This window comes from Acinetobacter johnsonii CIP 64.6 (assembly GCF_000368045.1).
GTDB classification, from domain to species: Bacteria; Pseudomonadota; Gammaproteobacteria; order Pseudomonadales; family Moraxellaceae; genus Acinetobacter; species Acinetobacter johnsonii.
The window spans coordinates 1-13855 of the sequence record NZ_KB849234.1; the positions used below are offsets into that span (position 1 = coordinate 1).

Genomic DNA, 13855 nt, shown 5'->3' on the forward strand with positions numbered 1-13855 from the left:
ACATAGCTACCCGGCGATGCGACTGGCGTCACAACCGGTACACCAGAGGTTCGTCCACTCTGGTCCTCTCGTACTAGGAGCAGATCCTCTCAAATTTCCAACGCCCACGGTAGATAGGGACCGAACTGTCTCACGACGTTCTAAACCCAGCTCGCGTACCTCTTTAAATGGCGAACAGCCATACCCTTGGGACCTGCTTCAGCCCCAGGATGAGATGAGCCGACATCGAGGTGCCAAACACCGCCGTCGATATGAACTCTTGGGCGGTATCAGCCTGTTATCCCCAGAGTACCTTTTATCCGTTGAGCGATGGCCCTTCCATACAGAACCACCGGATCACTAAGACCTACTTTCGTACCTGCTCGACTTGTGGGTCTCGCAGTTAAGCGCGCTTTTGCCTTTATACTCTACGCGTGATTTCCGACCACGCTGAGCGCACCTTCGTACTCCTCCGTTACTCTTTAGGAGGAGACCGCCCCAGTCAAACTACCCACCAGACATGGTCCTCGTCCCGGATAACGGGACAGAGTTAGAACCTCAATATTACCAGGGTGGTATTTCAAGATTGGCTCCACCGAAACTAGCGTCTCGGCTTCAAAGCCTCCCACCTATCCTACACAAGTAAGATCAAAGTTCAATGTCAAGCTGCAGTAAAGGTTCACGGGGTCTTTCCGTCTAGCCGCGGGTACACCGCATCTTCACGGCGAATTCGATTTCACTGAGTCTCTGCTGGAGACAGCGCCCCCATCATTATGCCATTCGTGCAGGTCGGAACTTACCCGACAAGGAATTTCGCTACCTTAGGACCGTTATAGTTACGGCCGCCGTTTACTGGGGCTTCGATCAAGAGCTTCGCTTACGCTAACCCCATCAATTAACCTTCCAGCACCGGGCAGGCATCACACCCTATACGTCCACTTTCGTGTTTGCAGAGTGCTATGTTTTTAATAAACAGTTGCAGGGGCCTGGTTTCTGTGGCTGCCAATAGCTCAAGGAGTAAATCCTATCACCGTCGGCAGCGTACCTTCTCCCGAAGTTACGGTACCATTTTGCCTAGTTCCTTCAGCAGAGTTCTCTCAAGCGCTTTGGTCTACTCGACCTGACCACCTGTGTCGGTTTCGGGTACGATTCCTATGTAACTGAAGCTTAGAGACTTTTCCTGGAAGCATGGTATCAGCCACTTCACTGTACAAGTACAGCTTGCTATCAGTTCTCAGCATAGAGTACCCCGGATTTGCCTAAGATACATGCCTACAACCTTCCACCTGGACAACCAACGCCAGGCTGACTTAACCTTCTCCGTCCTCTCATCGCATTACATAGAAGTATTGGAATATTAACCAATTTCCCATCGACTACGCCTCTCGGCCTCGCCTTAGGGGTCGACTCACCCAGCCCCGATTAACGTTGGACTGGAACCCTTGGTCTTTCAGCGTGCGAGTTTTTCACTCGCATTGTCGTTACTCACGTCAGCATTCGCACTTCTGATACCTCCAGCATACTTCTCAATACACCTTCATCGGCTTACAGAACGCTCCCCTACCACTTGCAATAAATTGCAAATCCGCAGCTTCGGCATATAGTTTTAGCCCCGTTACATCTTCCGCGCAGGCCGACTCGACTAGTGAGCTATTACGCTTTCTTTAAAGGGTGGCTGCTTCTAAGCCAACCTCCTAGCTGTCTATGCCTTCCCACATCGTTTCCCACTTAACTATAATTTTGGGGCCTTAGCTGGCGGTCTGGATTGTTTTCCTCTTGACTACGGACGTTAGCACCCGCAGTCTGTCTCCCGGATAGTACTCATTGGTATTCGGAGTTTGCATCGGTTTGGTAAGTCGGGATGACCCCCTAGCCGAAACAGTGCTCTACCCCCAATGGTATTCGTCCGAGGCGCTACCTAAATAGCTTTCGGGGAGAACCAGCTATCACCGAGTTTGATTAGCCTTTCACCCCTATCCACAAGTCATCCCCTGGCTTTTCAACGACAGTGGGTTCGGTCCTCCAGTTAGTGTTACCCAACCTTCAACCTGCTCATGGATAGATCACCCGGTTTCGGGTCTACACCCAGCAACTAAACGCCCTATTAAGACTCGATTTCTCTACGGCTCCCCTATGCGGTTAACCTTGCTACTGAATGTAAGTCGCTGACCCATTATACAAAAGGTACGCAGTCACCGAACAAGTCGGCTCCCACTGCTTGTATGCATGCGGTTTCAGGATCTATTTCACTCCCCTCACAGGGGTTCTTTTCGCCTTTCCCTCACGGTACTGGTTCACTATCGGTCAGTCAGGAGTATTTAGCCTTGGAGGATGGTCCCCCCATATTCAGACAAGGTTTCACGTGCCCCGCCCTACTCGACATCATCATATAAGCCCTTTCGTGTACAGGACTATCACCCACTATGGTTGCACTTCCCAGAGCATTCCACTAGAACTTATATGACTTAATGGGCTTTTCCCCGTTCGCTCGCCGCTACTGAGGGAATCTCAATTGATTTCTTTTCCTAAGGGTACTGAGATGTTTCACTTCCCCTCGTTCGCCTCGTATGACTATGTATTCATCATACGATACCTGCCTTATGACAGGTGGGTTTCCCCATTCAGAAATCTCCGGATCACAGGATATTTGCCGCCTCCCCGGAGCTTATCGCAGGCTATTACGTCTTTCATCGCCTCTGACTGCCAAGGCATCCACCACATGCACTTAATTACTTGACTATACAACCCCAAACAGTCGCTAATCCCTACAAGTAGGATATTGCGTCGCGAACTTAATCGCTACAGTTGGAGCCTTGTAGATTTAACTACGTACAGCTTCAATTCAATTCACATACCAAAACGCTTGATTCAGTTAATTTCGCTAGTAACTCATTTCTTCAACCTTCATCAATCAGTAATAAATCACTGTTAATGTCAATCTTAAAAACGAGTATGAACAAATTATTTCAACTCAAATATATTCTGTTAATGATTTTTCCAGCCTTCGTCAGGTCAGGAAACTGTGATAAATCACAGAAGTTAATAAAATGTAAACCAATATCTACTTCTTACTAATTTCTGTAATCCAACCTATCTGCGCGAAGCATAGCTTCTTGCTTAAATTTCAAGGAAAAGCCTTAAAGCAGTGCTTTAAGTTTTCTATTCTTAAAATTTGGTGGAGACTAGGAGAGTCGAACTCCTGACCTCCTGCGTGCAAAGCAGGCGCTCTACCAACTAAGCTAAGTCCCCAGCTTATCAATAAGTCAATGTCTCTGTTTTTCTGTATTCAGCATTTAACAATGCTTGTTAGTCAGATTTGGTGGGTCTGACAAGACTTGAACTTGTGACCCCACGCTTATCAAGCGTGTGCTCTAACCAACTGAGCTACAGACCCTCAGATACATCGTCATGAAGAACAACTTGTTGTGGATTCTTACCAATCGTCAATCTTTCGTTAAGGAGGTGATCCAGCCGCAGGTTCCCCTACGGCTACCTTGTTACGACTTCACCCCAGTCATCGGCCACACCGTGGTAAGCGTCCTCCTTGCGGTTAGACTACCTACTTCTGGTGCAACAAATTCCCATGGTGTGACGGGCGGTGTGTACAAGGCCCGGGAACGTATTCACCGCGGCATTCTGATCCGCGATTACTAGCGATTCCGACTTCATGGAGTCGAGTTGCAGACTCCAATCCGGACTACGATCGGCTTTTTGAGATTAGCATCCTATCGCTAGGTAGCAACCCTTTGTACCGACCATTGTAGCACGTGTGTAGCCCTGGTCGTAAGGGCCATGATGACTTGACGTCGTCCCCGCCTTCCTCCAGTTTGTCACTGGCAGTATCCTTAAAGTTCCCGGCTTAACCCGCTGGCAAATAAGGAAAAGGGTTGCGCTCGTTGCGGGACTTAACCCAACATCTCACGACACGAGCTGACGACAGCCATGCAGCACCTGTATGTAAGTTCCCGAAGGCACCAATCCATCTCTGGAAAGTTCTTACTATGTCAAGACCAGGTAAGGTTCTTCGCGTTGCATCGAATTAAACCACATGCTCCACCGCTTGTGCGGGCCCCCGTCAATTCATTTGAGTTTTAGTCTTGCGACCGTACTCCCCAGGCGGTCTACTTATCGCGTTAGCTGCGCCACTAAAGCCTCAAAGGCCCCAACGGCTAGTAGACATCGTTTACGGCATGGACTACCAGGGTATCTAATCCTGTTTGCTCCCCATGCTTTCGTACCTCAGCGTCAGTATTAGGCCAGATGGCTGCCTTCGCCATCGGTATTCCTCCAGATCTCTACGCATTTCACCGCTACACCTGGAATTCTACCATCCTCTCCCATACTCTAGCTTCCCAGTATCGAATGCAATTCCTAAGTTAAGCTCAGGGATTTCACATCCGACTTAAAAAGCCGCCTACGCACGCTTTACGCCCAGTAAATCCGATTAACGCTCGCACCCTCTGTATTACCGCGGCTGCTGGCACAGAGTTAGCCGGTGCTTATTCTGCGAGTAACGTCCACTATCCTAAAGTATTAATTTCGGTAGCCTCCTCCTCGCTTAAAGTGCTTTACAACCAAAAGGCCTTCTTCACACACGCGGCATGGCTGGATCAGGCTTTCGCCCATTGTCCAATATTCCCCACTGCTGCCTCCCGTAGGAGTCTGGGCCGTGTCTCAGTCCCAGTGTGGCGGATCATCCTCTCAGACCCGCTACAGATCGTCGCCTTGGTAGGCCTTTACCCCACCAACTAGCTAATCTGACTTAGGCTCATCTATTAGCGCAAGGTCCGAAGATCCCCTGCTTTCCCCCGTAGGGCGTATGCGGTATTAGCATTCCTTTCGGAATGTTGTCCCCCACTAATAGGCAGATTCCTAAGCATTACTCACCCGTCCGCCGCTAGGAAATGTAGCAAGCTACATCTCCCCGCTCGACTTGCATGTGTTAAGCCTGCCGCCAGCGTTCAATCTGAGCCATGATCAAACTCTTCAGTTAAAATCATTAGTAGCTTATGGCTACAAATCTTGGCTCATCAATTTTCTGACAAATATTTCTCAAATAAACTTCGAGTAATTCTTACCATCAATCAATGAAATATTTTCGATCGATCAATCAGTAAAAATCCACACAAGTTGTTCTTCATAATCTCTTAATGATCTTCTTGCTGATTCGTCATCAGCAAGCTAGGTCGGCTATACTACTCTCTTTCAAGAAGAAGTCAACTGGTTTTGTTAATTATTTTTGAACTTATTCAAGACTTCCAGATTCTACCGCTTGGGCTAAATCCTTGTTTCTCAACAAGTTTTAATCAACATCACCGCCGATGGATGTGCATTCTACAGCATTTCCAACCCAACACAACCCCCTTTACTCAATTATTTATAAAAAAACTTCTACCTGTTTATTTATTCAGCAAAATGTCGCTTTTTTACTAACATTTCTTAAAATTTGATTTAACAATGAGCAATAAAGAGCTGTTAAGATAGTTAAAAGATTATTTTTTTAATTCACCTGCTGATTATAAAGTTCCGGAACTCTTTTATATGCAACACATTCGCCACTTATGTGCTGGTCTACTCTTTGTAGGCTTTACAACATTTGCATTTGCTGAAGATGTAGCGCCTACAGCTGCCAGCGAAATAGATACCAGTGCTGATCCGCAAACAGCTCAATCTTCTTCGCTTAAAGAATTAAAGAATATTAAAGCAAAAGATTTAAAAGTAGATGCCAATGCAGCACAACCTGATAATGTAAAAGATCCGCTTCAACCTTTAAATAGACAAATTTTTGCCGTCAATGATGCTTTAGACCGTGCGATCGTTCGCCCAATTGCGGTGCAATATAAAGAAAAGATCCCTTCACCAATTCGTGACTCTTATAGTGGCTTCCGTAAAAACCTAGGTGAACCCTGGAATGCGGTAAACCAACTTATACAAGGTCGTCCCGGCCGTGCCGCAAAAACTTTAGGTCGATTTACCATTAATACGGTAACTACTTTAGGTTTTGCAGATCCTGCTTCGCGCTTGGGTTTAGAAACTGAAGATGAAAACTTTGGTACGACTCTTGGCTATTGGGGTGTTCCATCTGGCCCATACCTCGTGCTTCCTGTTTTTGGACCAAGTACTTTCCGTGATGGTTTTGGCTTAGTGGTCGATGGCTATGCACGCCCACAGAGATACGTTTTAGAAAATGAAGAAGGCTTATATTGGGCTGAACAAACATTACGTGGTATTGATGTGCGATCACAACTGATTGATATTGAGGGTGCGATTCAAGGCGACAAATATTCCTCAATTCGTGATATTTATTTACAACGTAAAAACTTCATTATTGCTGAGAAAAAAGGCCAAGAAGCGGAAGGAATGTTCATTGATGATGTCAGTGATGATGATTCTTCTAGCTCTCCATCAACCAATGAATCGCATCAAATGTTAGATACGGAATAACAATGTATTGCAGCTAGAGTTGAATTTTTTTTCTCTAGCTGTAATTTGCTTGTTATAGTAAAGCAATAGCTTAATGCTAAGGATAAGCCATTTTTTTTATGTATTTCATTCAACCCTCTCGCCATATTCCATATTTAGAACAGGTGCTAGACACACTACCAAGTGTGCAAATGATTCGCATAGAAGACATTGATCTTTATGACCCGACTATTATTGCTATTGCTGATATCCAAGATTATTTAGATTATAAATGGACACTGCCTACCATTGTCCTTGCCTTTGAAAATGAAGGTAGTGCTTTAGCCCAAGCTTGGGAATTAGGTGCTTTAGCAGGTTGGATGTGGAATAAACTGCCCAGTAACCCACAGCAATCCTTACTCAAAATTGATGCTCAATATAAGCGTAATCAAGACAGTCGCGATCTGCCTTCCGCAGCAGAGTTACAAAAGCGACTTTTACCAAACCCTATAGAACTCCAAAACTACACCGTTGAAACGTTTTTTCAGCCTTCTGCTTATTTGTCTGGAGACTGGTTTGATTATTGGAAAATTAGCGATAAAGAAGTGATGTTCTATTTGGCTGATGTATCTGGTCATGGGGTCACCAGTAGCTTATTAACCTCTTGGATGGCAGCTTTTCATGGTCGTGCCAAAACACCGCGCGAACTCATTAAGAAACTCAATGGCATGTTGGTTCAAGAGAATATTGAAAAGCACATCACCATGATTGCAGGGATTTTAAACCTCGAAACACATCAACTTCGTTGGTCGAGTGCAGGACATTACCCCCCCGCAATTATCTTCGAGCCGAATCAAGCTCCTAAAATATTACATACCAGTAGTTTTCCTCTGGGCCTTACTGAAGAACTGGAAGTTGAAGAGCATGAATGTGTGCTCAACCGCCATGCCCGCTTCATTATTTGTTCCGATGGCGCACTCGAACCCTTCAATGGCGGACTGAATGATCAGTTCACACAATTGGTCTATCATTTGCAAAATCAATCCTTTGAAGCACCAGAGCATGTTGCAGACGATATTGCCATTTTAAGTTTACGTCGAATGAATTAATCAAATTATCAATAACTTATTACAATATCCTATCTTCTAAGACTGTTAGATACTTGAGTAAGTATTTGCCCTATGGGATAATTTCCTATCCTTCTCTGCAAATGGCATTTATATGTCAACAGGTCATGTTGAATATGCAAGCTTGAATGGAACGCATATTTTTAAGCTTATTGGCGAAGTGCGTGCCCAATCTTGTATCAGTCTAGACAAACTTTTAAACCGTATTGAACAACAGTCAAATGTTGTTGGTGCAATCGTAGATTTAACCCAAACTACATTCATCGACAGCACTGTGTTAGGCATTTTGGCAAAGTTAGGCTTAAAGCTTAAACAGATCCATAATATCCAAGCTGTCATGTTGTCCACCAACTCTGATATCACTACCTTAGCCAACAGTATGGGGCTAGGGCAGGTTTTTGTGATTTTAAACTACTGTGGCGATCCCAATGTCTGTACCCTCGAACTGATGGAAGAGCACATTACACATCGTAATATGTTAAACACCGTACTAGATGCACATAAAACTTTGATGGAACTGAATCAAAGTAATCAAAATATGTTTGAACCTTTGGTCAAACAGTTGCAAAAAGAACAAGACAGCCTCGATCAAGTGTCACAGCAACAAAACGCATAACAACAAATTTTGTAGGCCCATTTATGACTTTACTTTCTGTTGTACAGATGAACTCTCAAAATGACATTGAAGCAAACTTTCTTGTCATTGAGTCTCTCATTCAACAAAGTAAAGCAAATGGTGCTGAACTTATTGTGTTCCCCGAAAACTTCGTTTGTTTTGCCGCAGGCAAACAACGTGAGACCGCAGCACAGTTTGAAGACATTCAAAAGCGTTTAGAAAATCTTGCTCATCAATATCAGATCTGGATCGTCGCGGGTACTCTCCCATGCCCGTTCCGTCCAGATGGTTCTGTTATTGAGGATGGTCGTGTTCGTACAGTCAGTCTTTGCATTAGCCCTGAACGTACTGAAGCACGTTATGACAAAATTCATTTGTTTGACGTACAAGTTGGCGATGCTGTGGGTGGCTACCAAGAATCGAAGTTTTTTGAACCTGGTACAGATGTCGTTGTGGCAAAAACACCTTTTGGTAATATTGGCTTAATGGTTTGCTATGACTTACGCTTTCCTGAATTGGCTTTAACTTTACGCGCGCGTGGTGCAAATATTTTGACTGCTCCTGCTGCATTTACCTACACTACGGGGCAAATGCACTGGCAGTTATTATTACAAGCCCGTGCGATGGATAGCCAAAGCATCGTGTTAGGCGCAGCGCAACAAGGCTGGCATGGTGAAAAAAGACAGACTTGGGGACATGCAGCAGCAACCAATAGCCGTGGTCAAGTTTTGGATTTGATTCTTAACCCGGGCGCACAGTTGATTACGGTTCCTTTTGACTTGGCGGAACAAGCTCAAATCCGTGAAAGCATGCCGTTAATGCTACACCGAAAATTAGTGCAATTTTAATCAAACCGCGATCATTTAAAATAACGTCAGTCTTCTCACAAAAACTTCATATTGATTTGCTGCTCTTGCATTGAGTAGCTCTAACTCTCATAAAATACATGACTCTATTTATCTTTAAAAATTAATAATCCCTCGAATCACTCTCAGTTTTCATTCGCATCGACAAGCCCCGATTGCGAATGTTAAAAAAACAATAATAGGCATTCATATCATTGATTTTTAATAGACTAAACCCTCAATTTAAACGCAAGCATTCTCTGTATAAATTTACAAAAACACTGCTTATTCTTTCTGTAATTTAGGACAGGATAAGAACTCAAATACAATATTCAGGGAATCACAATGTCTTTAGAAAAAGTAGTTTATACAGCACATGCTAAAGCGACAGGTGGCCGTGATGGTCGCGCAACCTCTTCTGATGGAATTTTAGATGTAAAACTCACCGTTCCTAAAGAAATGGGCGGCGCAGGTGGTGGAACGAACCCTGAACAGCTTTTTGCCGCAGGTTATTCTGCATGTTTTCTAGGTGCAATGAAGTTTGTTGCTAACCGTGACCAATTAAAAATTACACCTGATGTTTATATCGAAGGTGATGTAGGTATTGGCCCGATTCCAACAGGTTTTGGTATTCAAGTGACCTTGAACATTCACTTAGAAGGTTTAGATCAAGCAGAAGCGCAAAAATTAGTGGATGCAGCACATATTGTTTGCCCTTATTCAAATGCAACACGTGGCAATATTGATGTGACATTGAATGTAATTGTTTAAGTCATCTCTTCTATCCTAAAGTCATAGCTTTGGGATAGAGATTTCATAACTTACAAGGGTTTAGAAATATCTTTTTAAATTTCTTTTGATCATCGATTTCATCTGCCAGCAAAATCAAATTTCCTTTTTGATCAAAATAAGAAGTGCCTTGGAACACAGTGTATTGGGCAATATCAAAAATAGGGACATTTTGAAAAATAGGGTGCTGAGTACTGATCAAAGTATGTCTTTTTTTCGAATTTAATTGGCGAGCTGTGATTTTATTGTGTTTAGAATCAGTTTCAATTAAACAATTACTCTTCGTATCAATAGCGATAAATTCTTGAGTCGCATCATCTTCTTGTTTATTTCTCGATAGAAAACTATGAGCTTGACATGGGCTACCACATGACATTTGAACATGATAATAACTTTGATTTAAACGCTCAATGTTTGGTGATTTCATACCGCCATAAACTTTTTCCTTCTTGCCATTGGTATTTCTAATGACATCACATGACCACTCCATTTCATCATGGCATTTTTTATTAACATTAAAAGTTTCATCTTTTGCAAAACTGAGAGGAGTAAAAAATACTATACCACTCAGCACACCAAACAAGGCTAAGGATTTATTCATCATTATAAAGTTCTTTATTTTCATTCTAAAAGTAAAACGGGCGCTGCCATACAAACACATCAGGTAATTTCAGGATAATACAACTACACGCATAACCCGTATCCACTACTCAGTATTCGACTGATATTATTCAGCCGCTTCATTGGTCACACGTAATACTTCTTCCAGTGTGGTTTTCCCCGCCAACACTTTACGCAAACCATCATCACGAATAGAGCCAGAGTGTTGGCGTGCATAACTTTCCAATTCATATTCAGCGGCATTGCCATGAACTAAACGGCGCATCTGATCGTCCACAGCAACAATTTCATAAATTGCCGTCCGCCCTGTAAAACCTGTATGTGAACAACGTTCACAGCCATTCGGTTGAGGTAACTGAAGTTCTGTTTTTGGATTCAAATGCTGAAACAGATGTGTTTCAAAAGTATCGGCTTCATGCCATGTCACACAGTGACTACATAAGGTTCGCACTAAACGCTGTGCAATGACACCAATCAAAGAACTCGACAGTAAAAATGGTTCAATGCCCATGTCTTTTAAACGAGTGACCGCACCAATGGCCGTATTGGTATGCAGTGTAGATAAAACCAAATGCCCTGTGAGCGATGCTTGTACCGCAATTTCAGCCGTTTCCAAGTCACGGATTTCACCCACCATTACTACATCAGGGTCTTGACGCAGCATGGCCTTTAAGGCTCTCGCAAAAGTCATATCGACTTTGGTGTTGACTTGTGTCTGTCCAATCCCTTCCAGTTGATATTCAATCGGGTCTTCTGCGGTCAAAATATTTTTCGATCCGTCATTGAGGTCTGAAAGCGCCGCATAAAGCGTTGTTGTTTTACCCGAACCTGTCGGCCCTGTGACCAAAATAATGCCGTGTGGGCGATGCACCAATTGGGTTAAACGCTCATAGTCAGGTTTCAATAAGCCCAAATGTGTCATGTTCAAACGACCAGCTTGTTTATCTAATAAACGCATCACCACACGCTCGCCATGTGATGATGGCAAAGTCGATACACGCACATCCACTTCACGACCGGCTAAACGCAGTGAAATACGCCCGTCTTGCGGAATCCGTTTTTCTGCAATATCCAGTTTTGCCATGACTTTAATACGAGACACCAACAGCGGTGCTAGTTCACGGCGTGGCTGCACAATTTCACGTAATTGCCCATCGACACGTAAACGCACCGACAGTTTCTTTTCAAAGGCTTCAATATGAATATCGGATGCGCCAACACGAATGGCTTCAGACAATAATGCATTAATCAAACGAACAATTGGGGCATCATCTTCTTGGTCCATCAGATCTTCAGCTTCAGGCACTTGGTCAGCTAAACTAAGTAAATCGGGATGATCTTCTAAACCAGCGGCCACTTGTTGTGATTCGCCACTGTCCCCTGCATAGCTACTGCTTAAAAGCTGATGAAATTCTTCATCACTACACAGTTGATGTTGTGCTGCCACACCTAAAAAACGGCGTGCCTCTTGCAAAGCCAACAACGGGGTACTTTCACGGCGCACAATAAAGGCTTGATCACCTTCATAACGCAGCAGCACACCATGACGCTTCGCAAAACTATAGGGAATTTGTAATTGTTTAAGCACTTGCATCTTAAAATTATAATAATGATGAAAAATATTATTTTGAGTGTACTCTAAGCATATGACAGCGTGAAGTCTGTTTTTCACTGATTTGCAATATAAGGAAATGTGCTGTTGCCTAATATGAATGAACTGTTTGAATCGGATAGCCCCAATTTAAAATGGTGGGGGGAATACAACTTTGAGTTGAATCAAGCCCGTGCGTGGCAGTTCGGCTCATTACTTTTTCGCCTCACCCGCGGTCTACAAGAATGGCGTTTAGAGTTCCATCGTCCTCAAGTTCAGTATGACTATGAGCAAAAATGGCATGCGATAGAAGACCCACATTTCGCCTTTCCACAACCGGTTGAAATTAAACGCTACATGTTTAAAAACACTCACCATACGATTCAACTGATGCCGCGTTTGGCCGATCGTTCAGTGGTAATTAAACCTGTCGACCCGATTTATATTCCAGCTGGTCAGCGCGGGACGCTGTATATCAGCACTCCGTTATGGATTTCGGGTTTTATTGAAGGTCAGCGCGATCCTCTATTTGATATTCCTGTGATTTTACCCAAAGAAACTTGGTTTGGGCCAAACCACCGTACAGGTGAAATTGCCTACGCTACGGCTGTCGATGGTCGAACTGAATTGCATCAACTCAAACCACGTGCATTTCGTGCAGTGACGCCCATTGAGTTCCACAACACCAGCCATTTACAACTGCGTTTTGACCGCATGAACGTGCCTGTTTCAGCCCTGCCTTTATTTTATAGTGAAAGTACGGATCGACTTTGGACATCACAAATTAAAGTCTTGCATGAAGGTGCTGATCGACCACCGCGAATTCGTATCGAAAACCGTACGCCTCCGCATGCAGGCAAAGTGATTTATGTGCATCCACCGCGCTCTTCGGCGAGTGCATTATTTAATATGTTTGATTCATTCTTCTAAGGGGGACAGATGCCAAACTCAAATATTCCCCAAGAAATTACCAGTAGCCTAAAAGGCATTTTCACCAACATCAACACAGAACGATTAACGGAAATCTTAATTGCCTTAGTGCTGTGTTTTGTTGGGTTTCTCTTGGCACGTCTGGTTTCAAATACCTTTATCCGAACCATTGGCACCAAGTTTAACGCCCACCAACGACTGGTCTGGCGTCGTGGTATTTTTTACTTTATTTTCCTAATTTTTGTGATGGCCAGCCTCAAAGAAGCTGGTTTTAAACTCAGTGTATTTTTAGGTGCAGCAGGTATTTTGACGGTTGCTTTGGGTTTTGCCTCACAAACCTCAGCATCCAACTTAATCAGTGGGTTGTTCCTCATTGGTGAAGGTTCTTTTGAAATTGGCGACACCATTTCAATCACCCTTATTCGTGGCAATACCATTGAAGGTGAAGTCATTTCAATTGACCTCCTCTCGGTTAAGTTACTCACTCAGGACAACATTTATGTACGACTGCCGAATGAACAACTGATTCGAGCCCCAGTTCATAACCTCTCTAAGTTTCCAATACGGCGCATTCCCATCACCCTAGCAATTAACTTTCATGAGAACATCATTAAAGTACGCGAGGTGCTGATTGATGTCGCCAATAAATATCCTTTGGTGCTTGCAGACCCGAAACCAGCCGTCACTGTCACCGCCTTTCGTGAGTCTTCGATTGAGTTACTGTTTGCCGTGTGGTGTCAGCAAGAACACTTTTTGCAAGTACGTGATGAAATGCAGGAACGTATTCGTAATGGTTTCTTAGATAACCAAATCGAAATTCCTGTGCCGAAAATGGGCTTTGTCGATCATCCGCTTTCGCGTCCTTTATCCAATGAAGAAATTGATCAATATGCCAATGCACAAGCCTTGAAACGAGAACCGAATATCAAATAAATCGCCTCAGCTCCTTATGATC

At 43.8% G+C, this 13855-nt stretch carries 9 protein-coding genes, 2 tRNA genes and 2 rRNA genes; 7 read left to right on the top strand and 6 right to left on the bottom strand.

Translation table 11 applies throughout. From position 1 onward, the window contains the following. From F986_RS03430 to F986_RS03445, 4 genes are all read right to left on the bottom strand, one after another. Window positions 1–2718, bottom strand: a 23S ribosomal RNA gene (locus F986_RS03430); the annotation flags it as partial. A 434-nt stretch (window positions 2719–3152) separates the two neighbouring features. After that, a tRNA-Ala gene (locus F986_RS03435) sits at window positions 3153–3228 on the bottom strand. Window positions 3229–3296: 68 nt separating this feature from the next. Continuing rightward, window positions 3297–3373, bottom strand: a tRNA-Ile gene (locus tag F986_RS03440). 61 nt (window positions 3374–3434) lie between these two features. Then, window positions 3435–4972: ribosomal RNA gene (locus F986_RS03445) — 16S ribosomal RNA — on the bottom strand. Between the two features lie 548 nt (window positions 4973–5520). Between F986_RS03445 and F986_RS03450 the strand changes: the two genes are divergently transcribed. From F986_RS03450 to F986_RS03470, 5 genes are all read left to right on the top strand, one after another. Then, complete coding sequence (locus F986_RS03450; protein ID WP_004692238.1) at window positions 5521–6423, top strand: MlaA family lipoprotein; 903 nt, start codon at window positions 5521–5523, stop codon at window positions 6421–6423. Window positions 6424–6521: 98 nt separating this feature from the next. Beyond that, a complete protein-coding gene (gene gigA, locus F986_RS03455) occupies window positions 6522–7490 on the top strand; it encodes an RsbU family protein phosphatase GigA (RefSeq protein ID WP_004692240.1) in 969 nt (322 codons plus the stop codon). 112 nt (window positions 7491–7602) lie between these two features. Next, the gene (gene gigB, locus F986_RS03460; RefSeq protein ID WP_004692241.1) at window positions 7603–8124 is read left to right on the top strand and encodes an anti-anti-sigma factor GigB; all 522 of its coding nucleotides are present in this window, start codon (window positions 7603–7605) and stop codon (window positions 8122–8124) included. A gap of 23 nt (window positions 8125–8147) precedes the next feature. Further along, window positions 8148–8972 (top strand): carbon-nitrogen hydrolase family protein, encoded by an 825-nt coding sequence (locus F986_RS03465; protein WP_004692242.1) that lies wholly within the window; start codon window positions 8148–8150, stop codon window positions 8970–8972. A gap of 342 nt (window positions 8973–9314) precedes the next feature. Next, window positions 9315–9740, top strand: a complete 426-nt coding sequence (locus F986_RS03470) for an organic hydroperoxide resistance protein (RefSeq protein ID WP_004692244.1) — start codon at window positions 9315–9317, stop codon at window positions 9738–9740. 43 nt (window positions 9741–9783) lie between these two features. Here the strand turns inward: F986_RS03470 and F986_RS03475 are convergent, their stop codons facing one another. Together F986_RS03475 and gspE are read right to left on the bottom strand one after the other, a co-directional pair. Then, window positions 9784–10362, bottom strand: coding sequence for a hypothetical protein (locus F986_RS03475; protein ID WP_017396987.1), 579 nt, complete (start codon window positions 10360–10362; stop codon window positions 9784–9786). A gap of 123 nt (window positions 10363–10485) precedes the next feature. Continuing rightward, a complete protein-coding gene (gspE, locus tag F986_RS03480) occupies window positions 10486–11973 on the bottom strand; it encodes a type II secretion system ATPase GspE (RefSeq protein ID WP_004692246.1) in 1488 nt (495 codons plus the stop codon). 114 nt (window positions 11974–12087) lie between these two features. Between gspE and F986_RS03485 the strand changes: the two genes are divergently transcribed. Together F986_RS03485 and F986_RS03490 are read left to right on the top strand one after the other, a co-directional pair. Further along, complete coding sequence (locus F986_RS03485; protein WP_017396988.1) at window positions 12088–12900, top strand: hypothetical protein; 813 nt, start codon at window positions 12088–12090, stop codon at window positions 12898–12900. Window positions 12901–12909: 9 nt separating this feature from the next. Continuing rightward, the gene (locus F986_RS03490; RefSeq protein ID WP_004692251.1) at window positions 12910–13833 is read left to right on the top strand and encodes a mechanosensitive ion channel family protein; all 924 of its coding nucleotides are present in this window, start codon (window positions 12910–12912) and stop codon (window positions 13831–13833) included. Window positions 13834–13855 lie beyond the last annotated feature (22 nt).